A 22,405-nucleotide genomic window follows, 5' to 3' on the forward strand; every position below is an offset into this window, starting at 1 on the left:
CGGCCGCGGAGGGCGCGGCCGCAAAGGCGGGCGCGGCGGAGACGCGGAACCGGCCGTGGTCCGCGTGGACATGTGGGGGCTGCCGGTGACCGGCAGCTCCGGCGCCGCGGGCGAGGCGGGCGCCGGCGGGGCGCGCAGGCAGCGCGCGGCGAAGCGCGCCGCCTCGGGGAATGGCGGCCCGGGCGGCAAGGGCCGCAAGAAGAAAGCTTCCGCGGGTACGACGCGGAAGCGGAAACGGTAGGGGGTTGCGGTTCTGTGAGCCCCGGCCGCCGGGGGCGGTCGGGGCGTCGCATCTTGGCGGGTAAGCCGGGGTGCGGCGGGTGATTTTGCTGACAGGGGATCGGCTTGAACTGCGGAGCGGATCTTGCTATAATAGTCGTCTGATCGAGTGGCGCGGCATGCGGGAGGTGGGTGAACATGGCGAAGTCGAAACACGATGAGAAGCCGCTGGCGCAGAACAAGAAGGCGTCGCACGACTATTTCATCGAGGAGACGTATGAAGCGGGCATCGTGCTGACCGGCACGGAGATCAAGTCGATCCGGCAGGGCAAGGTCAACATCAACGATGCGTTCGCGACGATTCGCAACGGCGAGATGTTCGTCCACAACATGCATGTCAGCCCGTTCGAGCAGGGCAACCGGTTCAACCCGAGCGACCCGACCCGGGCGCGGAAGCTGCTGCTGCACAAGGCGCAGATCCACAAGCTGTTCGGGCTCGTGAAGCAGGAAGGGTACACGCTGGTGCCGCTCAAGATCTACACGCGCAACGGTTATGCGAAGCTGCTGATCGGCCTGGCGAAGGGCAAGAAGCAGTACGACAAGCGCGAGGCCGCGGCGAAGCGCGACGCCCAGCGGGATATCCAGCGGGCGCTGCGGGAGAAGCAGAAGATCGCGCGGTGAGGCCGTGCGGGCGGCCGTGGGTGCGGTGATCCTGGCAATTCGGGAATTCGGCAGTCCGGTTCCCAGCCGTTCCTTGCAACCTTCGGGGCGCGCGTGCGGTATAATGGTATCAGGAACGAACGATCCGTGTTCAGCCGAACCGGTCGGATCGTGCCTTCCGATTTTGATTTTGGGGGCGTTTTTGGATTCGACGGGGATAGTTCGAGCATGGGTTGCGGGTAGCGGGGACGCGTCCGCTTCATCAACGCTAAGGCCAATTAAATGGCAACCAACGTACTTCCTACGCTGTAGCAGCCTAAAAAACTGCTCGCGTGCTCTTACCCTCCATCGCCCATGTGGCGGGATAAGGGCTCAACCTTAGTGGGCTACGCCGTCTAGTCTCCGCCTGGGGCTAGCGGAAGAAGACAATCAGGCTGACCCTTGCGAAAGCCGGTTACGGGGCGGTCGCTCGGGTGACAACAATACCGTGACTACACCCGTAGAAGCCTGTGTGGCGTTATCTTCGGACAGGGGTTCGAATCCCCTCGCCTCCACCATAAAAATTCCGGCAAGTGTAATAAAGCATCAATGTTTTTAGACTCACTGGCCGGTTTCATTCTTGAGAACTTCTTTTTTCGTTATTATTAGCGAAATTTAAGAAGTTCTTTTTTGATTTTTAATTTTACGCTTGAAATAAAGAACATATGTTCGTATAATTTAATTATTGTTGGAAGTAGATTTTTTGTCCAAATGTTAAAATTCCCCGATAGTTGTATACAGAAAGCGATTTCTGTGTAGTATATAAGGAGAAGGCGGTGAAGTCCATGAACATATATGATGTTGCAAAATTTTTTTTGAGCAAAGTCAATGAGGAAGAAGATGTGTTAATTACGCATTTGAAATTACAGAAGCTCGTCTATTATGCTCAAGCATGGCATTTAGCTTTGGAGGGAAGGCCGCTATTTAGAGGAGAATTTCAGGCATGGGCACATGGCCCGGTGAATCCTGAATTGTTTCAACATTACCGTGTTTATGGTTATCAACCTATTCCTTATCCAGAAGATTTTGATCCCAATGCTTACACTGATGAAGAAAGAGAATTTCTAGACCAAATATGGGAAGCTTACGGAAGATACGATGGTAAGTATCTGGAGCGCCTTACTCATAAAGAAAAACCTTGGAAAAAAGCGCGGGGCAATGTTCCTGACGGAGAATATTGTACAAACGTCATAAGTGAAGAGACAATGATGGAGTACTACAGGAGCTTGATCGAAGAAGATGAGTAGGAAGAAAAAAATACGACACGCAGAACCTCCTGAAATCAAAATTGGCGGAAAGCGAATATCCCGCAAAGCCTTTGAGGCAGAAGAAGAAGGGTCCACAGACCACCTTCCTCCTGTCTTTTCTTTTGCAGAAACTTGCCCGAATCACTTTCAACTATACAAATGGACCTCAGAAGAGTTGAAACATTTAATAGATGCACTTAGAAGATACAGTAAAATGAGATGGCAAGAAATAAGAAAAACGAAAGGATTTAACTCAGTAGACCCCAGCACTTTTTCAGTCCCATTGCCAAATTACATTTCTCCCGATGTCGCGATTTTGGAATTTCGAGTTAATCATAAAGCCAGAATATTTGGTTATCGGTCGAGGCAAGTTTTTAACATCATATGGTTTGATAGAAATCATGAAGTTTATCCAATGTCATAAATTAAATGTCATTAGCAGAGAAATCACTGCTATTTTTTTTTTGTCAAAATTTCGATACAGACGATTTTTAGTATAACCGATACTTTTTAGTCGTGATGATTAACTTCCTGTCTTTATGTGCTTATTTTAAATAATGATATGATCCTTCTTTTGTTGCTATAGCAAAAGGATTAAGAGCAGTTTTTGTCGAACTGCTTTGGTTGCGTCAACCTAGAGGATAATAAGGGGAATATACGTTTGGTCACCGTATATATAGTCAGTAGCTACAAATGTGACAGCGAAATACGAGAGAGGAGAACACCATGACCATTAATTTCCGTGAAATAGCCAATTTTATCTGGTCAGTCGCCGACCTGCTGCGAGGCGATTACAAGCAATCCGACTACGGCAAGGTCATTCTGCCGTTTACCGTTCTTCGTCGACTCGACTGTGTACTGGAGCCGACCAAAGAAGCCGTGCTGAAGCGTCTGGAAGAGCTCCGCGCCAGGAACATCCAACATGTGGCCCCCGTCCTTGAGCGGGAAGCAAAACAGAAGTTCTATAATATCAGCCGCTACGATTTCCCGGCCCTTCTGGCGGATCCGAACAACATCGCGGCCAATTTGACGAACTATATCCAAGGCTTTTCGGACGACGCGCGGGACATCATGGACTACTTCAGCTTCGCTGATCAGATTCGCCGTCTTGACGAGGCCAACCTGCTGTACCAGGTGGTGGAGAAGTTCGCGTCGATCGATCTGCATCCGGATCGGATCGACAATATGACCATGGGCTATATCTTCGAAGAGCTGATCCGGCGATTCGCCGAACAGTCGAACGAGACGGCCGGGGAGCATTTTACGCCCCGTGAAGTCATCAAGCTGATGGTCTATCTGCTGTTCAACGAAGACGAGAACTCCGATTTGCGCAAAAAGGGGATCATCCGCACGCTGTACGACCCCGCCTGCGGTACGGGCGGCATGCTGTCCGTGGCCGAGGAAGTGCTTCATTCGCTCAACCCTGACGCGCAACTCAAGGTGTTCGGCCAGGAACTGAACCCGGAATCGTATGCCATCTGCAAGGCGGACATGTTGTTGAAAGGGCAAGACCCGTCCCGCATCAAGTTCGGAAACAGCTTCTCCAATGACCAGTTGAAACACGAAAAGTTCGATTACATGCTCAGCAATCCGCCATTCGGTGTGGAATGGAGGAAGGTCGAGAAGGAGGTTCGGGACGAGCATGAAAACCTCGGCTACAGCGGCCGTTTCGGTGCCGGACTGCCGCGCATCAACGATGGTTCGTTGCTGTTTCTGCAACACATGATTTCGAAGATGAAGCCGGTCTCGGAAGGCGGTTCACGTCTCGCCATCGTGTTCAACGGTTCGCCGCTGTTTACCGGAGCCGCCGATTCCGGGGAAAGCAACATCCGGCGCTGGATCATCGAGAACGACCTGCTGGAAGCGATTGTGGCGTTGCCGGATCAGTTGTTCTACAACACCGGTATCTCAACATACATCTGGGTCGTGACCAATCGGAAGAGCGCCCGCCGCAAAGGGAAAATTCAGCTTATCAACGCCGTGTCGTTCTTTCAGAAGATGCGCAAAAGCCTGGGCGACAAGCGCAACGAGTTGTCCGATGCCCATATCGATGAAATCACCAGAATCTACGGAGCGTTCGAGGAAGGAACGTATAGTAAAATTTTCGACAACGCCGACTTCGGCTATCAGCGGATTACGGTGGAGCGGCCGCTGCGCCTGAATTTCCAGGTGTCCGATGAGCGCATCGAGTTGCTCAAGGAGCAGTCAGCGTTCAAAAATCTGGCAACATCCCGCAAGAAAGGCGAGGCTGCCAAAGCGGAAATCGAAGCCGGCAAGAAGCGTCAGCAAGAGATCCTGGACGTGCTTCTGTCGCTGCGATCGGACAAGCTGTACAAGAACCGGGACGAGTTTGTGAAAGTGTTGAAACAGGCGTTCAAGGCCGCGGGCCAGACGCTGGAAGCCCCGATCCAAAAGGCGATTCTCTCCGCCTTGTCCGAACGGGACGAGACAGCCGATATTTGCCTGGATGCAAAAGGAAACCCCGAACCCGATCCGGAACTGAGGGATTACGAAAACGTTCCGCTGAAAGAGGACATTCACGAGTACTTCGAGAGGGAAGTGAAACCCTTCGTACCGGACGCCTGGATCGACGAGGACAAGACGAAGATTGGTTACGAGATTCCGTTTACCCGGCATTTTTATGAGTATAGTCCTCCACGACCACTCAAAGAAATTCAGGCTGATTTGGTTGTTTTGACTAATGAAATATCAAAGTTGATGGAGGGGATTCTCAAATGACCCATCATCAATATGCTGCTAAATACAAAGAGAGCGAAATTGAGTGGATTGGAAGTATTCCTGAACACTGGAGCGTCGTACCTCTCTTTTCTGTTTTGCATGAGCGCCAGGTGAAGAATAACGATAATCAGGTTACAAACGTTTTATCTTTGAGTTATGGAAAAATTGTGCCGAGGGATGTTGAATCGAACTATGGGTTATTACCAGAGTCATTCACGACTTACCAAATTGTCGAACCTGGCAATATCATATTGCGTCTTACTGATCTACAAAATGATAAACGAAGTCTAAGGGTAGGACTTGTGAAAGAACTAGGAATCATTACATCAGCATATCTTTGTTTAGAGTCAGTGAAAGCAATAGACCCTGATTACGCATATTACTTATTGCACAGCTATGACATCATTAAAGTATTCTACAATCTTGGTGGTGGTGTTAGACAATCAATAAAATTTGAGGATATAAAAAGGTTGCCGATAATTTGTCCTCCATTGGAGGAGCAGCGCAGTATTGTCTCCTTCCTCGACCAACAAACTGCCAAACTCGATGAACTCGTTGAGAAAAAGCAGCGCTTGATCGATCTCTTGCAAGAGAAGCGGCAGGCACTCATCACGCAGGCGGTGACAAAAGGTCTCAACCCCAATGTCCCAATGAAAGATTCGGGAATTGAGTGGTTGGGGGAAGTGCCTGCGCATTGGGAGGTCTGTAAACTCAATTTCCGTTATTCAATTGAGTTAGGCAAAATGTTGGACGAGAAGCGCATTCGTGGTAAATCCCTAGTTCGCTATCTTAGGAATCAAGATGTACAGTGGGGATATATCAACACTGAAGATTTACCCGAAATGGACATTGAAATTTCTGAGCGCGACAGATATACCATTAAAAATGGCGATCTATTGGTTTGTGAGGGAGGAGACATCGGTCGAGCTGCAATTTGGCGTGGTAATGACAATGAAATTGGATATCAAAAAGCGCTTCATAGAGTACGGCCGAGAGTGAATGAACGTGATACACCTGAATTCTTCTACTTTGTTCTTGTAGCAGCGAAACACCGTGGAGTTTTCAATGAAACTGATAATAAGGCCACAATCCCTCACCTGACCGGCGAGAAGTTTCGACAATATCGTTTTGCCTTTCCTCCAATAGAGGAGCAACGAGAAATTGTAGATTATCTCGCTCACATTGAGAGTCAGTACAGAATCCTGAAATCAAAGTTGGAACGAAGCACCATCCTCTTAGACCAATACCGCCAAGCCCTCATCACCGCTGCTGTGACGGGCCAAATCGACGTGCGTGAAAAAATGACGGTGTCGGCCGAAACAATATCCGCCGGAAAGGAGTGATCACCCGTGTCCCCCCTGCATACCGAACGCGCGCTGGAGGACGCCATCGAGACGCATCTTATTGGGCATGGCGGCTACGAGAAAGGTGATCCGGCCAAATACGACCGGGAACTGGCGCTGTTTCCCAAGACCGTGATTCGATTCATCAAGTCCAGCCAACCGGACGAGTGGAACCGTCTGGTCGGCTACTTCGGCCATGATACGGAAAAGGAAGTCATCAAGCGGCTCGTTCAGGTGCTGCAGCGGGACGGCATGCTGAAAGTGCTGCGCAAAGGGTTCGACCTCTACAACGTCCCGATCAGGATGGCTTACTTCAAGCCGGCCAGCGGTCTCAATCCGGATGCGGTCGAGAAGTACGGGAAGAATATCCTGACGGTCACACGGCAAGTCCACTACAGCACCCGCAACGAAAATTCGTTGGATATAGTACTTGCCGTGAACGGCCTTCCCGTTGCGACGGTCGAGTTGAAAAACCCCTTCACCGGCCAGACCGTCGAAGACGCGAAGCGGCAATACAAAGTCGACCGGGACCCGAACGAGCTCTTGTTCCAGTTCAAGAAGCGGGCGCTGGTTCATTTCGCCGTCGACCCGGACGAAGTGTACATGACTACCCGCTTGGACGGCAGCAGTACGCGCTTCTTGCCGTTCAACCGGGGCTATAACAACGGCGCGGGCAACCCGCCGGATGAAAAGACCGGCATTCGTACGTCATATTTGTGGCGGGACATCTGGCAGAGAGACAGTTGGCTCGACATCCTGCACCGATTCCTGCATCTGCAGGTGGAGGAAAAAGTCGTCAACGGTCAGCGGAAACGCAAGGAATCAATGATCTTTCCGCGCTATCATCAGCTCGATGCCGTGCGGAAAATCGAAGCCGACGTGTTGCTGAACGGGCCCGGCCACAACTACCTGATTCAGCATTCGGCCGGCAGCGGCAAGACCAATTCCATCGCCTGGCTCGCCCATCGGCTGTCGAGCCTGCATGACCAAGACGACAAACCGATCTTTCATGCCGTCATCGTCATTACCGACCGGGTCGTGCTGGATCGGCAACTGCAGGACACCATCTATCAGTTCGAGCATGTTCAGGGTGTCGTCCGTCCGATTAAGGAAAGTTCAAGACAGTTGGCGCAGGCCCTGAACAGCGGCGCCAGGATCATCATTACGACGCTTCAGAAATTCGGGTACATATTGGATCAGGTCGGCAATTTGAGCGGCAAAAATTTTGCCTTGATCGTGGATGAAGCGCACAGCTCGCAATCCGGCAAGGCAGCGGACGCGGTCAAGCAGGTGCTGGCCGCCCCGACGCTGGAAGAAGCCGAGAAGCTGCAGGCTCAATTGGACGCGGCGGCAGATGATGCGGAAGAAGAAATTCTCAAGGAGCTCGCCAAACGGGGGCCTCAGCGCAATCTGAGCCACTTCGCCTTTACCGCCACGCCGAAGCACAAGACGATCGAGATGTTCGGCCGCAAGGACGAGAACGGAAAATACCAGCCGTTCCACCTTTATTCGATGCGCCAGGCGATTGAGGAAGGCTTCATTCTGGACGTCCTTAGAAACTATGTTACCTACAAAACCTATTACAAGCTGGCCAAGGCGATTGAGGACGACCCGCTTGTAGACGAGCGCGCCGCCAAACGTTCCATTGCCCGCTTTGTGAGCCTGCATCCGTACAATCTGTCGCAGAAGACGGAAGTGATGATCGAGCATTTCCGGCGCGTTACCCGACACAAAATTGGCGGCAGAGCGAAAGCGATGGTGGTGACCAGCTCCCGGCTTCACGCCCTGCGATACAAGCAAGCCTTCGACGCCTATATCCGAGAAAAAGGATACAACGATATCCAGACGCTGGTCGCCTTCTCAGGAACCGTCATCGATGACGGCCAGGAATTTACGGAGCCAAAAATCAACGGATTCGGCGAGAAAGAGCTGCCCGAGAAGTTCGATACAGACGATTACCAGGTGCTGATCGTGGCCGACAAATATCAGACCGGTTTCGACCAGCCGTTGCTTCACACGATGTTCGTGGACAAAAAGCTGTCCGGTATTCAGGCAGTTCAAACGCTGTCCCGGCTCAACCGGACATACCCGGGGAAAGAAGATACGTTCATCCTCGACTTCGTCAACGAACCGGAAGACATCAAGAAGGCGTTTCTGCCCTACTATGAAAAGACGGAACTGGAGCACGAGACGGACCTGAATTTGCTCAGCGATCTGAAGAACAAGCTGGACGACTTCCAGATCTACTGGCAGTCCGAAATCGACGCGTTCTGCAGGGTATTCTTCCGCCCGAAGGAAAGGCAGAAGAAATCCGATATCGGCAGGTTGCACCAGTATGTCGATCCCGCCGTCGATCGCTTCAGAGCGAAAAGCAGGGAGGAACAGGAAGAGTTCCGCAGCACGTTGGCCGCCTATATCCGGGCGTATGCGTTTATCACGCAGATCGCGCCATTCCAGTCTGTTCCGCTGCACAAACTGTACGCCTACGGGCAACTGCTGCTGCGGAAGCTGCCGACCCGCGGCGTGAAGCAGATCAACCTCGACGATGATGTGGCGCTCGAGTATTACCGCCTGCAGGAGACGAGCAACGGCAACATCTCGTTGATGGGCGAGGAGCCGGTCAAGCTCAAGGGTATGACAGATACCGGTACGGGGATCTTGCGGGAAGAGAAGCAGGTTTATCTCTCTTCGATCATTGACGTGCTCAACAAACGATTCGGCACCGAATTCAAGGAAGCCGACAAACTGTTCTTCGATCAGATCGAGCAGGACATCATGGATGACGCACAGATCGTCCAATCGGCTCGGAACAACACGATTGACAACTTCAAATTTGTTTTCGATGAAGTGTTTCTCGAAAAAGTCATCAGTCGCATGGGACAGAACGACCGTATGTTTGCCATGATTATGGACGACCAAGACTTTCAACAAGCCGTTAAGGCGTGGATTTTGAAATCGGTATATGAGAAAATCAATGAGAATCGGCCAGCATGATAAAACTTGATGATAATACTACTGGTCTCTAAATTTACACAATAGCTTTGTTACCGTGTGATGTGAATACGAAGAAATAACTACTCCCCAAGGGCGAACTGTGGATTTGCCACGCCACGCTTCGCCTCCACCATATGCAAATCCCCAACCGCATGAGGTTGGGGATTTTTGAGGTGTTGTGCCTCATCGGATTTCACCCAGCAGTTCGACGATGTCCTCGCGGGTCATCTCCGGTTCGTGGACCAGCTTCAGGATCGCATCCATGAGCAGCTGCGCCCTTCCCGGGTCGAGCTCCTGGTCGTAGTAGCCGAAATAGCCGGTGGCGTCGGTTTGGACGTATCGCAAATATTCCAGCACGGGCCCCGGCGTGTCGCTCAGCAAGACGAGCCGGTTGACGGCGGGGGACGGGGCGGTGTTGGCGGCGACGAAGCGGGCCCATTCCGTCGGGCTCAGCAGGAAATCCAGCACCTGAAGCGCCGCATCCACGTTGCCGTTCCGGGCGATCGCCCAGCCGGCGCCGTATCCGCCGTAATAATGGGTCAGTTCGCCCTCGCCGCCCAGATCGGGAAAACGGAAAAAGCCGATGTTCTCGTGTTTCAAATATTTCTCGGCCGACCAGTCGCCCTGCAAATACATGGCGGCGCCACCATCCAGGAACGCCTCTTCCGCCTCCAGCCACGTCATGCCGGAAAAGCCGGGGAGGAACGCCTCGTTTTCCACCAGTTCGCGCATTTTCAGGGCTGCCTCGACGAAGGACGGATCCGTGAAGTCGCCTTCGCCCCTGACCGCGCGTTCGAACGGTTCGCTCCCGCCGATGCGGTTGGACAGGTAGGCGAACCAGTTGAGGAGGGGCCAGCGCTCCTTGCCGGCGACCGCAATGGGCACGACCCCGCTTTCTTTCAGCGTCTTGACGGCTTCGATCAGGTCTTCCCAGGTGACAGGAGGCGCCAGGCCGTTGTCGAGGAATAGCTTCTTGTTGTACCAAATGGTCATGTGATAGACGGAATGGGGAACGCCGTAAATTCGCCCGTCATACATCCCGCGCTCCAGCGCCCCCGGTTCAAACCGGCCGCGAAAATCGGGATGCCCGTCAATCCAGTCGGTGAGGTCGGCCACCCTGCCGGATGCCACCATGTTGTGTTCGAACGACCGGCCGAACCAGACGTAGAACAGGTCGGGCATTTTGCCCGACGCCAGCGCCACCTTCAGTTTCGACTTGTACAAATCTTCCCTGTAGAAATAGGGGACGATGCGAATGCCGGTCTGCGAATGGTTGAATTCTTCCACGCTGCGAAGCAGACCGGCCTGTCTTCCGTCGTTGCTTTGCTGGGCCCAAAGCGTGACCGTCACCGGCGCGGCGGACGGTTCGGCCGACCGATGGTTGCCGTTGAGAAACTGGCCGTCCCGCATCAGCCAGACCGGGAGGGCAAGGGCGAGGATGATCAGCAGCACATAACCGGTCATGGAAGACATCCGCTTGTTTTTCATCCTCGCGCTCCCTTCGCGCCGCGCCGGTCTTCGTCACCGGGGGATGCGCCCGGAATCCGGCTGGCACGGAATGCTTTCGGCGTTACGCCTTCGAAATCACGAAACACTTTGATGAAGTACTTGGCAGAGCTGAACCCGGTCTCTTCGGCGATGGTGTAAATTTTTTTGTCGGTGCCGAGCAGGAGCCGTTTGGCTATGTTCAGCCGCTGCCGGGTGAGATAGTCGCTGAAGGTCATGCCGGTGTTCTCCCGGAACAGCGTGGACAAATAGTTGGCATTGAGATGGACGCGGTCGGCCAGCTCTTTCAGGGTGAAATCGGGATCCTTCAGCCGTTCGGCGATCAAGGCCAGCGCATGCCGGATCGTTTCGTTGTGCCTGGCTGGCGCATCGGCTTCCCGCGATCGGCGCGAACCGATGTTTTCCTTCTCCAGCGCCACCTCCACGGCCTCGATCAGCTGCACCTGATCCACCGGTTTGAGCAGGTAATTGACGACCCCGAGGGAGAGCGCCTTGCGCACGTACTCGAATTCGGCATAGCCGGTCAGCAGGATGGCGGGCGTGTTGCGGTTTGCCTGGCGCAGCTTTTCCAGCATGTCGATGCCGCTCATGCCGGGCAGCCGGATGTCGCAGATCATGAAATCGACGGGCTGCGAACGGGCGATCTCCAGCCCTTCCGGGCCGCTGGCGGCGGCGATGAATTGCCAGATGTCCGGTTGCTTCTCTCCCCATTTTCTCAGCGTGCCCAGCACGCCTTCCCGAATGGCCGGTTCATCTTCGACCACGAGCATCAGGTAGGGACGATCGGTCATGGTGCAACTCTCCCCTCTGGCAATTTCATGACGACGGTCGTTCCCTCGCCGGGAACGCTCTCGATTTCCAGCCGGCAATCGCGGCCATAGAAGAGCCGAATGCGCTGCTGCACGTTCCACAGGCCGATGCCGCGCGTCGGCGTTTCAGCGGCGGGGAGCGGATGATCCAGTCTGCTGCGAAGGGCCTGAAGCTTCTCCGGCGGCATGCCGGTTCCGTTGTCTTTCACCACGATCACCAGCAGCGGCCCATCCTCTCCGGATGCTTTGCGGACCGTCACGGAGACGCGGCCGTCTCCCATTTTCGGTTCGATGCCGTGGCTGATCGCATTTTCCACGATCGGCTGGATGAGCAGCCTGGGCAGGGACATCCGCAAACAGTCCGGATCGGTGCGGCAATCCCAGGAGAGCCGGTTCCGGAGACGGTATTGCATCACGGTCAGGTATTGCCGGATATGTTCGATCTCATCGGCAAGCGTCACCCCGTCGTCTTCACCGGTGGATTGGATGGAATAGCGGAACAGCTTGGAGAAGGCGCTGACCATCGCGGCGCTTTCCTCCTCGCCGCGGGCGACCAGGTTCCAGTACAGCGAATCCAGCGTGTTGAACAGAAAATGCGGATTGATCTGGGCCTGGAGCATCCGGATTTCGGCAATGTTTCGGAGCCGCTCTTTCTCGTACACGGTATCGACCAGGTGGTGCAGCTGGGCCACCAGTTTGTTGTAGGCCCGGTTCAATTCGTTGATTTCAAAATTGAAATAGGTTTCATCATTCGGTTTGGGAAGCGGGGATACGGTCGCGTGCATGATCCGGCGAAGCCGGCGGATCGGCCGGGTGATCATGCCCGACACAACCCCCATGAGCAACAGGCTGACCGCCGTGCCGACAAGCAGCGACCAGACCAGCGCCCGCCGGAACAGTTCCAGACCGCCGGTGAGGTTGTGCTTCGGCACGAGAATGGAGATGGACCAGTTGGTGACCGAGGAGCGCCGGTCGATTTTCAGATAGGCCTCTTCGTTGCCGGCGGCCAGGTCCCATCCGGTTGCGCCGGCCGCCTGATCCCCCGCCGTTTCCGCCGCGGAATGGCTCTCCGCCAAGATCGTGCCGTTCTCGTCGTAAACCCGCACCAGCATGCCCGTGGGCGAGGAAAACTCGGTCCGGATGAAATCCAGGATCGAAGACCTGACCCAGGCGACGATGTACCCGCCGCCCTTCAGCTTTTCATCTTCGAGCGGCACCTGTCGGATGGCCAGAAGCTGGTCCGGATTGCGCCGGATTGGCCCCCGCCAGACGAGCGGACCGCCCCGCTCATCCGCGATGCGAATGGTATCCTCGTCCACCCGGTTGTGAAGCCGGGGCAAGTCCAGCGGGTAGAGGGGGCTGCGGTCGGCGTAAATTTCCACTCCCTCGATGGCCCAGGAGAACGCCATGAGATTTTCGGTGATCGGACGGAGTGACAGCCGGTCGTCGACCGAGACCGCCTGATTGCGATAAATCTTGTGCAGCATGCCCTGTACGCGCGGGTCCATGGCGAGCTGCAGCGTGAGCGTATCCACCTCGGACAACACGGCATCCAGCCGGGCGCTGATCTGGTCGGCCGTTTCGCCGACTTGTGCTTCGGCATTGGAAAGGATGAGCTGCGAGACGTTCCGGTACAAGTACTGGCCCGAAACGAGCAGCACGACCCCCATCACGACAAGAAAGCTGATAAAAATTTGCGTCCTGGTGCGATGGAGCGTCAGGACGGGAGAGTATGGGAATCGACCCATGGCGGCAACATTCCAGTCTGTTGGGATGACGACAATTTCATTTTAAAATGTAAACGTTGACAATCGCAATCCGAGAAATATCTGAGCAAAATGGTATTTTTCCTGAGCGTCTCCACTTATTTTGCAAATCCGGCCTGTGGTAAGATGCAGACACCAACCGCAAAGGGGGAGAGCAATCTTGTCTGCCATGAAGAAGTGGGCATCCATTCTTGTAAGCGTTTTATTGATCTGTTCATTGGCGGCTTGCGGCGGAGGGGCCGCAAACAGCGGATCTTCGCAAAATTCGCCCTCGTCGTCGGATTCCGGTTCTCAGGCCGTGTCTTCCGGCGAGAAGAAAAAACTGACGGTTTGGTACATCGACACGGGCAAACGGAAAGAACTGATCGAAGAAACCATTCAGGAATTCATGAAAGCGCATCCCGACGTCGAAGTCGCGGCGGAACAAATCGCGAACGACACGTACAAAACGAAACTGCCGGTCGCGATGGGCGGCAACAACCCGCCGGACATCTTCCACAGCTGGGGCGGCGGCTGGCTGAAGGAATTCGTGGATGCCGGCCAAGTCATGGACGTCACCGGCAAGATCGACGCAGACAGCTACCTGCCGGCGGCGCTCAACCTGGCAACGTTCGACGGCAAGCTGTACGGAGCTCCGCTCGCCATGTCGCTGACGCTGTTCTTCTACAACAAGGAAATGTTCGAGCAATACGGCCTGGAGCCGCCGAAAACGTACGATGACCTGCTCAACATCATCGATACGCTGAACGCCAACGGCATCGCGCCGATCAGCATGGCCAACAAGACGAAATGGCCGGGCGCCCTCTGGCTCATCTACCTGGCGAACCGGGTAGGCGGAGCGGACATTTTCAACGCCGCTTTCGAACGCAGGGGCGGCACCTTCGACGATCCGGCATTCATCAAAGCCGGTGAAATGATCCAGGAGCTTGTCGATCGCAACGCATTCGTCACCGGCTTCAACGGCCTGGACTACGACACCGGCCAATCCCGCCAGTTCCTGTACACCGGCAAAGCGGCCATGGAACTGCAAACCTCGGGCTACCTGACCGTCGTCCGTTCGGAAATGCCGGAATTCGAAAGCAAGATGGGCATCTTCGGATTCCCGGCCGTCGAAGGCGGCCTCGGCAAAGCGACGGATCTCGTCGGCGGCGTGTCCCCGGTGTTCTCCATCTCGTCGCAAACGAAATATCCGGATGAAGCCGTTGAGCTGCTGAAAGCGCTGACGTCCAAAGAACTGGCACAGCGGTACGTCGATGAAGCAGGCGTGGTCGTGGCGGTCAAGGACGTCCAATACAACGACCCGTTTGCCATCCAGATGAAGGAATTCCTGGAGCAGGCCGAATTCTTGCAACCGTTCTACGATCAAACCCTGCCGCCGGAAATGGCCGAGCTGCACAAAGACACCACGCAGGCGCTGTTCGGAAAGAGCATCACGCCGGAAGAAGCGGCACGGCAAATGGAAGAAGCGGCACAGAGCATGCTCGGAAATTGAGCATCATGAGGTGTGGTCAGGGAGGCGGCGGTACGCCTCCCTTCTTGTTCAACCTTCCCATGAGAGGGGGACCTGTCCATGGCCGGCGATGCGGCTCGCATCCGCAGACAGAACAAGCTGGGCAAAGGGTTGTTTCTGCTCTTTTTCATCGGGCCCGCCCTGCTCATTTATGCCGTCTACAACATCTACCCGATCTTTGCAACCTTTTACTACAGCCTGTTTGACTGGACGGGAATCCAGGCAGAGAAGACGTTTCTCGGGCTGGAAAACTACGCCAATCTGATGAAGGACCGCGTGTTCTTCCGGTCGCTCGGCAACAACGTCCTGCTCGTCTTCGCCTCCGTCTTTACGCAGATTCCGCTCGGCTTGGCGCTGGCCCTGCTGCTCCAGTCGAAAATCAAAGGCATGCGCTTTTTCCGGACGGTTTATTTTCTGCCGTTCCTGATGTCCACGGTGGCGATCGCCATTTTGTGGATGTTCATTTACAATCCGACGTTCGGGGTGCTCAATGGACTGCTGTCCGACCTCGGTCTCCAATCGCTGCAACGGAGCTGGCTCGGTGAAAAATCGACGGCGATGGGCGCGGTCATTGCCACCATCTGCTGGCAATTTGTGCCGTTCTACATGATTTTGCTGCGCGCAGGGCTCACCGGCATTCCGGAAGAGCTGCTCGAAGCGGCCCGCATCGACGGGTGCACGCCGTGGAGAACGTTCACCCGCATCACGCTGCCGCTGCTCATGCCGACGATCATTACGTCCGCGACGTTGTCGACGATCGGCTCGCTGAAGTATTTCGACCTCATTTTCGTCATGACCGAAGGCGGTCCCGACAGCGCAACCGAACTGATGGCCACCTACATGTACAAACAGGCGTTCCGATTCTTTAGCATGGGATACGCCAGCGCGATTTCGTCCTGCATGTTCATCCTCGCGTTCATCGCGGCGGTGGCGATTCTCTCGCTCGATCGGCTTCGTTCGAGAGGAGGTTACTGATGCATGAAAGCCGCAAAATCCGTCATCCTTTACGCCCTCGCCATCCTTTGGCTCGTGATCGCGGGGTACCCGTACGCGTACATGTTCGCCACGTCACTGAAAGACCAATCGGGATTTTTCCGGGATCCGACCGGGCTGATCGGCAAGTATACGCTGGACAGCTACAAGCTTGTGTTTGAACTTGGGCTTTTCCGCTATTTTGCCAACAGCGTCATCATATCCGTCATCTGCGTCGGGTTGGTCATCATCCTCGCCTGCATGGTCAGCTACTGTCTGGCCCGCATGCGCTTTTTCCTGAATCGTCCGCTCTACTTCATTTTCATCGCGGGCATGATGATTCCGGTGCACACCACGCTCATTCCCGTCTACATCCTGACGAGGGAGATGGGCCTGTACGACCAGCTTTGGGCGCTCGTCGGTCCGTATATCGCGTTCAGTCTGCCGGTTTCGGTCATCATTTTGACGCAGTTTGCCCGGGAGATTCCGGGGGAACTGGAGGAAGCCGCGATCATGGACGGCGCGGGCCGCACGCGGACGTTCGTGAGCGTCATTCTCCCGCTTCTGGCTCCGGCAACGGCGACGGTGGGCATCTACAACTTCATTCACATCTGGAATGAATTCGTGTTCGCCCTCATTTTGATTTCGACCAAGGCCAGAATGACGCTGCCTTTGGGCCTGCGCGAATTTTACGCCGAATTCTCCGTGAACGTGCCGGGGATCATGGCTGCGCTGACCCTCGGGTCGCTGCCGTTGCTCATCGCCTATTTCATCTCGCAGGAGAAGGTCGTCAGCGGCATTTCCGCCGGCGCAGTGAAGGGCTGACGACAGATCGGACTGTCCGCCGCATCGGGGAGTGTGAAATCGATGGAAGTGATGGAGTTTCTGGAAATCCGGAATGGAAAAATTGTCGGGGCAGCCAGCGGCAGGGAAATCCGGCTCAGAGGCACCAACATCGGCGGCTGGATGAACCTGGAGGATTTCATCAACGGTTACGCGGGAACGGACCAGAGCATCCGCCATGCGATGAAAGAAACGATCGGCGAAGCGAAGGCGAAGTTTTTCTTCGACCGGATGCTCGATTACTTCTTCACCGAAGACGACGTGCGGTTTCTGAAGGAGAACGGGCTGAACGTCGTGCGTCTGCCGCTCAACTACCGCCGGTTCGAGGACGACGAGCGGCCGTACGTCTACAAGGAAGAAGGGTTTCGCCGCCTGGACGAGGCGCTCCGGATTTGCGAGAAGCACGGGGTGTACGCCATCCTGGACATGCACGCGGTGCAGGGGTTCCAGAACACGCATTGGCATTCGGACAACAAGGCGCGTCACAGCTTCTTCTGGCATGATGCACTCAGCCACGAGCGGTTTTACGCCCTGTGGCGGGCAATTGCCGAACGTTACCGGGACCGGGCTGTCGTGGCCGGTTACGACCTGATGAACGAACCGTGCACCAACACGCCGTTCGGCGATTATCCGCATACGTTCTACGGCAACTACAAGCCGGACTGGGAGCGGATGAACCGGATTTACCGGAAAGCGGTGCAGGAGATTCGCTCCGTGGATCCGAAGCACATCATTTTCCTGGAAGGGGACAAATACGGCGGCATGTTCGCGGGGCTGGACGCGCCCTTCGCCGAAAACCTCGCCTACAGCAGCCACAACTACACCGCCGCAGGTTTCGGCCCCGGCCCGTACCCGGGCGTGATCCGCTCGAACAATCCCGAAGCGCCGCAAGGCGTTCACTGGGATCTGGCGTATCAACGGAAAGTGTTTCTCGAGCATGAGGGCACGGTGTTTGCGAAATGCCATCAGGTGCCGCTCCTCGTGGGCGAATTCGGATCGGTGTACAACGTGCCCGCCGAAGAGATTCCCGACCGGCTCCGTGCGATGGACGACCAGCTTTCCGTATTCGAGGAAAACGGCGCCCACTGGACGACGTGGACGTACAAAGACGTCGGCGTCATGGGCCTCGTGACGCTGGATCCGGAATCGGAGTACATGCAGCGCCTCTCCTCGTTCCTCGAGAAAAAGTACCGGCTCGGCACGGACGACTGGATGCACTGGATTCCGGCGGTCACGGCCCGCCAGCTGGTGGCGGGGGCGGCGTCCTATCTCCGGGAAGTGATCGACGAGTCGATCCATCCGGGCTGCAACAACAAGGCGCTCTCGCAAGCCGTGCTTTGCGTGTACGCCGCGTCGCTCCTGGAACCGGAATATGCGAAGACGTTCAAAGGATTGCCGGAAGAGAAACTCGATGAGATTTTGCAGTCGTTCTCGTTCAAACAGTGCGTGGTGAACCGCGAACTGGCCGGGCTTCTGCGCAAGCATGCCGGTCCCCGGTAATCCCGGCGGATAAATAAACTGAGCCAGGCATCCTCTTAAATGGATGGCCTGGCTCTTCGTTTTGTCTACTCCGTCCCAGTTTCCACACCTGTTCCAACCTTCCAAGCCGCGTTGAGGCGGTCTCTCGTTTCAATAGATTACCAGACAAGTGATCGACCATGTTATGGAGGATCCTGTTACAAATCAGAGCCGTACGTCGTTATATGTGCAAAACGTAAAGGGGGGATGAGGATTGATGAATGCATTGCCCGGATGATGGCCAGAGACGTTTTTGCAGGATTTAAAAAAACTTCCATATACATTTCTGGAGGAATGATGAAAATGGCAAATGTATTATTCGTGAAAGCCAACGATCGGGAGCAGTCCGTCAGCTTAAAGCTGTACGACGCTTTCGTAAGGGAGTACCGGGAGAAAAACCCGAACGACAAGATTACGGAATTGGACCTTTTCGAAGCGGAGCTGCCTTACTACAACGGCGAAACGTATTCGGGCATTATCAAGCAATCCAAGGGCGAAGAACTTACAACCCGTGAACAAGACGCCATCGCTGTCGCGAACCGTTACGCAGATCAATTCCTGGCAGCAGACAAGGTCGTATTCGCGTTCCCTCTGTGGAATTTTACGATTCCGGCTCAATTGCTGACCTACCTGTTCTATCTGAGCCAGCCTCGCAAAACCTTCACTTATACGTCACAAGGCCCGGTAGGGCTGCAAGGCGACAAGAAAGTCGTACTGCTTAACGCACGGGGCAGTGTTTACTCCGAAGGTCCGCTGGCTCAAAAGGAGATGTCTGTGAACTACGTGAAAAGCATGCTCGGCTTCTGGGGAATAACGGATATTGAAACGGTTGTCATAGAAGGCCATTTGCAATTCCAAGATCGGGCTCAGCAAATCATCGAAACCGGCTTGGCAAAAGCGGTTAAAGCAGCATCCGCCTTCTAATTCACGATAAGTGCATAACCCTATTCCGCTGTCCTTGGCTGCAGCGTGTACAAACGGCATAAATAGGAGCAGCAAAGGATGTGAAAAAACATGATTCTGGTTACAGGTGCCACCGGCTCGGTAGGCCGTGAAGTTGTTCGGCTGCTGCATAAGGACGGCTTAAAGGTACGGGCGCTCAGCCGCAATCCGGAGAAGGCGAATTTTCCTGCAGGAGTTGAGGGGGTAGCCGGAGATTTATTGAAGCCGGAGACTTTTCAAGCGGCTCTGGAAGGCGTCGAAAAGGTATTTTGGATGTTGCCGCTGGCCGCCGACTATCATTTCCCGCGGATTGCAAGGCATTCCGGAGTTCGGCATATCGTATTGCTCTCTGCGGCAACCGTTGAGATTGGAGCAGAAAACGCCATTGCGCGGCTCCACTTAAATGCCGAGCAAGCAGTCCGGGAATCGGGTGCATCCTGGACCTTCCTGCGGCCCAGCGGCTTCATGACCGATGCGTTTCGATGGAAAGATTCGATCAGGTCCGAGGGGGTTGTCCGGGTACCGTTCGGCGACCTCGGCATTCCCGTCATCGATTCGCGGGATACGGCTGCCGTCGCAGCGAAAGCTTTAAGCTCGGACGGACATGAAGGGAAGATTTATACGTTAACCGGACCTGAACGACTAACGCGTAGACAACAAGTGCGCATCCTTGGCGAAGTATTGGGAAGGGAGATCGGTTTTGAAACGATCCCGGACGCCATCGCTCATGAGCAACTGCTTCGGCATATGCCTGCGGAAATGGCCGACGCACTCTTGGATCTATCCAAGCAAGGTCAACGATTTTCTGCCGTGCTTCCTACCGTGAAAGAAGTAACCGGTCAGGCGCCTCGCACCTTCCAACAGTGGGCGATCGATCATGCCGAGGTATTTCGGTCAAGCTTCAACGATTGACTTACTGGAATTCTGGGCAATAACCGCGGCCCAAGCTGCCGATGACGGTTGCGATTGGGAACGCCAGTATGCTTCGATAGATACAGAGCGACCCGGCTTTGCAATTTCCAACAGGAAAAGGTGAGACGGCGATGGAGGAACTGTACGATCAATATAGGGCGCTGCTGTTCACGCTGGCTTATCAGTTGACAGGCTCTGCGGCAGACGCGGAGGATGCGGTGCAGGACGTGTTCTTTAAGGTCTGCGACGTAGATCCCGAACGTTTGAAAGAACCGAAGGCCTATTTGTGCAAAATGGTAACCAATCGCTGTCTCGATCTGCAGAAGTCCGCGCGGAGGAAAAGAGAAGTGTACGTCGGTCCTTGGCTCCCCGAACCGATTCCGACACCGGAAGCGGAAACGCTCGAAGCGGTCGTCCGCCGCGATCTGCTGTCTTATGGCATGCTCGTACTGCTCGAGCGGCTGTCGCCGACAGAACGTGCGGTTTTCGTCCTTCGTGAAGCGCTTGGATTCGATTACCCCGACATCGCCGAACTGCTTGGCAAGCGAGAGACGAATTGCCGCATGCTGATGAGCCGGGCAAGAAGCAAGATGGGCATATCCGAGGAAGAAGCGGTCGCGGCCGACGCGATCGAACTGGAGTGGGTGAGCCGCTTCCTCACATCCCTTGAGCAAGGCAACGTCGATCATGTGCTGTCCTTGCTGAGCGAAGACGTCATGCTTGTCACCGACGGGGGCGGAAAAGCCATCGCGGCTACGCGTCCGATCCAAACGCGCGAACAAGTGGCCCTTATCCTTGCCGGCGCGCTCCATGGCTTAAAGTCTCAGGGAAGTCTTCACTCCGAGTTTGCAGCGCTGAACGGTGAGGCCGGTATCGTGCTTCGTTCCGGGGACGAGCCCCTGGCCGTTATATATTTACAATACCGGCGTGGAAAGATTGATAGAATCTACGTTGTCAGAAACCCGGATAAGCTGACTCGGGTTTAGGGAACCGGGAACGAGAGGGCCATTTTGACGAAGTCCTTGATAAAGCACAGGACGAGCGTTTTTGAACATTACCTGCCCGCAAATGAGACTCTTCTCATAAAACTTTACAGTCCGGTCGGATTCCGGTAAGTTGAAAATCGGAAATTCGGTACGACAAGGAGCTTGATATGGGTCTTTGGGGAGAGGGAAAGAGGCGGATCGGCAAACCGGGTGTTGCGGCGATTCTGGCACTGGTGCTGCTTGCGATCTCGCCGCTGACCGCGGCATCGGCAGAGGAGCGCCCGGAAGCGGCGCAAGACATAACCGTGCTGCTGGACGGGGAAGCCGTGCCCGCGGCTGACGCGTGGCAGATGCAGGAAAACCGTCTGTATGCGCCCATTGCCCAATTGGCGAAATGGTTCGGCGCCCAAATCCGATGGGATGCGAAAAACGACGAAGTCACGCTGGTGACGGCGCTCGGCGACCGTGTCGTGTTGGGCGACGGCGTTCCGGTGGTCTATTTCAATGATGCACGGTACCTGTTGTCCGCACCTCCGTTTATGGACGACGGCCGCATGTATGTGCCGGTCAAGGATGCCGCGGAAATGATGCATGCCAAGGCGGCTTGGGACGGGCGAGCGCGCACCGTGCGGCTGGAATCGGTGGCGCCCGTTTCGGTAACGGAGGAAACGGATCTTGCCGCCCTCCTGGAGCAAATCGGCATCAGCGAAGCCGAACTGCTGGGGCGCAACCAATTGAAACAGCCGGATGACATCCAAGCGGGGACCACGCTGCGCACGGTGCTGCCGTCGTTTTTGGAGCGTGAAGCGGAGCCGTTTACGGAGGAAGATTTTGAACTGCTCGCCAAGATCACGATGGTGGAAGTCGGGTACGAGTCGTATGAAGCCCAACTGGCGGTGGCGAATGTCATTCTGAACCGGGTGAAGGACCCCAGATTCCCGGATACGATCCGGGATGTCATCTATGCAGGCAAGCAGTTCCCGCCGGCGCACAACGGTCTGCTGGACAAAAGCGTGCCGTCCGAGACGGCCAAGCGCGCCGCGAAGGATGCGCTGAACGGCAAGAACAACATTCAGGACGCGGTGTATTTCTATAATCCGAAGGTCACCAAGGGCGAGTTCTGGTCCAGCCTGACGGTGGTCGATACGGTGGGTTCCCATCGTTTTGCGAAGTAAGCCGGAATAAAGCCGGCGGCGAAAAAAAACGGAGCCAGGATCTTCTTGTGTGAAGACCTGGCTCTTCGTTTTTGTACACACCGCATGCTTCTGCCTCCCGATTTTGTAATATCATCCAACTTTCAATTCAGAAAACACGCAAACGGCGGTTTGTTTGTTATTTTTTTTTAACTCAACTTTCGCAGCTTGAAAATCTGTGCTAAGCCTTGATGGAGCTAGGATTTC

The 22,405-nt window shown here is 55.0% G+C and carries 17 protein-coding genes, 1 other RNA gene and 1 pseudogene; 16 read left to right on the forward strand and 3 right to left on the reverse strand.

Translation table 11 applies throughout. The annotated features are described in order from the left end of the window. From KJQ12_RS12650 to KJQ12_RS12685, 8 genes and pseudogenes are all read left to right on the forward strand, one after another. Window positions 1-241: pseudogene (locus KJQ12_RS12650) on the forward strand (hypothetical protein); the annotation flags it as partial. Window positions 242-417: 176 nt separating this feature from the next. Continuing rightward, entirely contained in the window at window positions 418-900 is a 483-nt protein-coding gene (smpB, locus tag KJQ12_RS12655; RefSeq protein WP_213484961.1) for an SsrA-binding protein SmpB, read from the forward strand. Window positions 901-1,071: 171 nt separating this feature from the next. Further along, window positions 1,072-1,436: a transfer-messenger RNA gene (gene ssrA, locus KJQ12_RS12660) on the forward strand. Window positions 1,437-1,703: 267 nt separating this feature from the next. Then, window positions 1,704-2,165 carry a Panacea domain-containing protein gene (locus KJQ12_RS12665; protein ID WP_213484962.1) on the forward strand — a complete coding sequence of 154 codons (462 nt, stop codon included), beginning with the start codon at window positions 1,704-1,706 and terminating at the stop codon, window positions 2,163-2,165. Further along, window positions 2,158-2,589 carry an MAG6450 family protein gene (locus tag KJQ12_RS12670; protein ID WP_213484963.1) on the forward strand — a complete coding sequence of 144 codons (432 nt, stop codon included), beginning with the start codon at window positions 2,158-2,160 and terminating at the stop codon, window positions 2,587-2,589. The genes KJQ12_RS12665 and KJQ12_RS12670 overlap by 8 nt, the downstream gene beginning before the upstream one ends. Window positions 2,590-2,891: 302 nt before the next feature. Beyond that, window positions 2,892-4,904, forward strand: a complete 2,013-nt coding sequence (locus KJQ12_RS12675; RefSeq protein WP_213484964.1) for a type I restriction-modification system subunit M — start codon at window positions 2,892-2,894, stop codon at window positions 4,902-4,904. Continuing rightward, a complete protein-coding gene (locus KJQ12_RS12680) occupies window positions 4,901-6,247 on the forward strand; it encodes a restriction endonuclease subunit S (protein ID WP_213484965.1) in 1,347 nt (448 codons plus the stop codon). The genes KJQ12_RS12675 and KJQ12_RS12680 overlap by 4 nt, the downstream gene beginning before the upstream one ends. Before the next feature lie 6 nt (window positions 6,248-6,253). Beyond that, complete coding sequence (locus KJQ12_RS12685) at window positions 6,254-9,241, forward strand: type I restriction endonuclease subunit R (protein ID WP_213484966.1); 2,988 nt, start codon at window positions 6,254-6,256, stop codon at window positions 9,239-9,241. 183 nt (window positions 9,242-9,424) lie between these two features. Here the strand turns inward: KJQ12_RS12685 and KJQ12_RS12690 are convergent, their stop codons facing one another. Genes KJQ12_RS12690 through KJQ12_RS12700 form a run of 3 tightly spaced genes read right to left on the reverse strand, consistent with a single transcriptional unit; the run spans window position 9,425 to window position 13,304 of the window. Beyond that, the gene (locus KJQ12_RS12690; protein ID WP_213484967.1) at window positions 9,425-10,729 is read right to left on the reverse strand and encodes an ABC transporter substrate-binding protein; all 1,305 of its coding nucleotides are present in this window, start codon (window positions 10,727-10,729) and stop codon (window positions 9,425-9,427) included. Further along, on the reverse strand, window positions 10,726-11,538 hold the full coding sequence (locus tag KJQ12_RS12695) for a response regulator transcription factor (RefSeq protein WP_213484968.1): 813 nt from the start codon (window positions 11,536-11,538) through the stop codon (window positions 10,726-10,728). Before KJQ12_RS12695 ends, KJQ12_RS12690 begins: the two co-directional genes overlap by 4 nt. Continuing rightward, window positions 11,535-13,304, reverse strand: coding sequence for a cache domain-containing sensor histidine kinase (locus KJQ12_RS12700; protein ID WP_213484969.1), 1,770 nt, complete (start codon window positions 13,302-13,304; stop codon window positions 11,535-11,537). The genes KJQ12_RS12695 and KJQ12_RS12700 overlap by 4 nt, the downstream gene beginning before the upstream one ends. A 316-nt stretch (window positions 13,305-13,620) precedes the next feature. On the opposite strand from KJQ12_RS12700, the gene KJQ12_RS12705 reads away from it, so the two are divergent. From KJQ12_RS12705 to KJQ12_RS12740, 8 genes are all read left to right on the forward strand, one after another. Next, window positions 13,621-14,814 carry an extracellular solute-binding protein gene (locus tag KJQ12_RS12705; RefSeq protein WP_244860600.1) on the forward strand — a complete coding sequence of 398 codons (1,194 nt, stop codon included), beginning with the start codon at window positions 13,621-13,623 and terminating at the stop codon, window positions 14,812-14,814. Between the two features lie 78 nt (window positions 14,815-14,892). After that, the gene (locus tag KJQ12_RS12710; RefSeq protein WP_213484970.1) at window positions 14,893-15,807 is read left to right on the forward strand and encodes a carbohydrate ABC transporter permease; all 915 of its coding nucleotides are present in this window, start codon (window positions 14,893-14,895) and stop codon (window positions 15,805-15,807) included. A 3-nt stretch (window positions 15,808-15,810) separates the two neighbouring features. Further along, window positions 15,811-16,629 carry a carbohydrate ABC transporter permease gene (locus KJQ12_RS12715; RefSeq protein ID WP_213484971.1) on the forward strand — a complete coding sequence of 273 codons (819 nt, stop codon included), beginning with the start codon at window positions 15,811-15,813 and terminating at the stop codon, window positions 16,627-16,629. 42 nt (window positions 16,630-16,671) lie between these two features. Then, on the forward strand, window positions 16,672-18,147 hold the full coding sequence (locus KJQ12_RS12720) for a glycoside hydrolase family 5 protein (RefSeq protein ID WP_213484972.1): 1,476 nt from the start codon (window positions 16,672-16,674) through the stop codon (window positions 18,145-18,147). A gap of 321 nt (window positions 18,148-18,468) precedes the next feature. Next, window positions 18,469-19,089, forward strand: coding sequence for an FMN-dependent NADH-azoreductase (locus tag KJQ12_RS12725; RefSeq protein WP_213484977.1), 621 nt, complete (start codon window positions 18,469-18,471; stop codon window positions 19,087-19,089). A gap of 90 nt (window positions 19,090-19,179) precedes the next feature. Further along, window positions 19,180-20,019, forward strand: a complete 840-nt coding sequence (locus KJQ12_RS12730; RefSeq protein WP_213484973.1) for an NAD(P)H-binding protein — start codon at window positions 19,180-19,182, stop codon at window positions 20,017-20,019. A 131-nt stretch (window positions 20,020-20,150) separates the two neighbouring features. Beyond that, window positions 20,151-21,005, forward strand: a complete 855-nt coding sequence (gene sigJ, locus KJQ12_RS12735; protein WP_213484974.1) for an RNA polymerase sigma factor SigJ — start codon at window positions 20,151-20,153, stop codon at window positions 21,003-21,005. A 167-nt stretch (window positions 21,006-21,172) separates the two neighbouring features. Further along, the gene (locus KJQ12_RS12740; protein ID WP_213484975.1) at window positions 21,173-22,180 is read left to right on the forward strand and encodes a cell wall hydrolase; all 1,008 of its coding nucleotides are present in this window, start codon (window positions 21,173-21,175) and stop codon (window positions 22,178-22,180) included. The last annotated feature ends 225 nt before the right edge of the window (window positions 22,181-22,405 follow it).

The organism is Thermobacillus xylanilyticus (genome assembly GCF_907165215.1).
In the GTDB taxonomy this organism is placed as follows: Bacteria; Bacillota; Bacilli; order Paenibacillales; family Paenibacillaceae; genus Thermobacillus; species Thermobacillus xylanilyticus.

Excerpts from the sequence above, each read along its gene's own strand:
- KJQ12_RS12715 (WP_213484971.1), top strand. The coding sequence starts at position 15,811 with ATGAAAGCCGCAAAATCCGTCATCCTTTACGCCCTCGCCATCCTTTGG.
- KJQ12_RS12740 (WP_213484975.1), top strand. The coding sequence starts at position 21,173 with ATGGGTCTTTGGGGAGAGGGAAAGAGGCGGATCGGCAAACCGGGTGTT.
- KJQ12_RS12710 (WP_213484970.1), top strand. The coding sequence starts at position 14,893 with ATGGCCGGCGATGCGGCTCGCATCCGCAGACAGAACAAGCTGGGCAAA.
- KJQ12_RS12720 (WP_213484972.1), top strand. The coding sequence starts at position 16,672 with ATGGAAGTGATGGAGTTTCTGGAAATCCGGAATGGAAAAATTGTCGGG.
- KJQ12_RS12730 (WP_213484973.1), top strand. The coding sequence starts at position 19,180 with ATGATTCTGGTTACAGGTGCCACCGGCTCGGTAGGCCGTGAAGTTGTT.
- KJQ12_RS12695 (WP_213484968.1), bottom strand. The coding sequence starts at position 11,538 with ATGACCGATCGTCCCTACCTGATGCTCGTGGTCGAAGATGAACCGGCC.
- KJQ12_RS12665 (WP_213484962.1), top strand. The coding sequence starts at position 1,704 with ATGAACATATATGATGTTGCAAAATTTTTTTTGAGCAAAGTCAATGAG.
- KJQ12_RS12690 (WP_213484967.1), bottom strand. The coding sequence starts at position 10,729 with ATGAAAAACAAGCGGATGTCTTCCATGACCGGTTATGTGCTGCTGATC.
- KJQ12_RS12675 (WP_213484964.1), top strand. The coding sequence starts at position 2,892 with ATGACCATTAATTTCCGTGAAATAGCCAATTTTATCTGGTCAGTCGCC.
- KJQ12_RS12680 (WP_213484965.1), top strand. The coding sequence starts at position 4,901 with ATGACCCATCATCAATATGCTGCTAAATACAAAGAGAGCGAAATTGAG.
- KJQ12_RS12670 (WP_213484963.1), top strand. The coding sequence starts at position 2,158 with ATGAGTAGGAAGAAAAAAATACGACACGCAGAACCTCCTGAAATCAAA.
- smpB (WP_213484961.1), top strand. The coding sequence starts at position 418 with ATGGCGAAGTCGAAACACGATGAGAAGCCGCTGGCGCAGAACAAGAAG.
- KJQ12_RS12725 (WP_213484977.1), top strand. The coding sequence starts at position 18,469 with ATGGCAAATGTATTATTCGTGAAAGCCAACGATCGGGAGCAGTCCGTC.
- sigJ (WP_213484974.1), top strand. The coding sequence starts at position 20,151 with ATGGAGGAACTGTACGATCAATATAGGGCGCTGCTGTTCACGCTGGCT.
- KJQ12_RS12700 (WP_213484969.1), bottom strand. The coding sequence starts at position 13,304 with ATGGGTCGATTCCCATACTCTCCCGTCCTGACGCTCCATCGCACCAGG.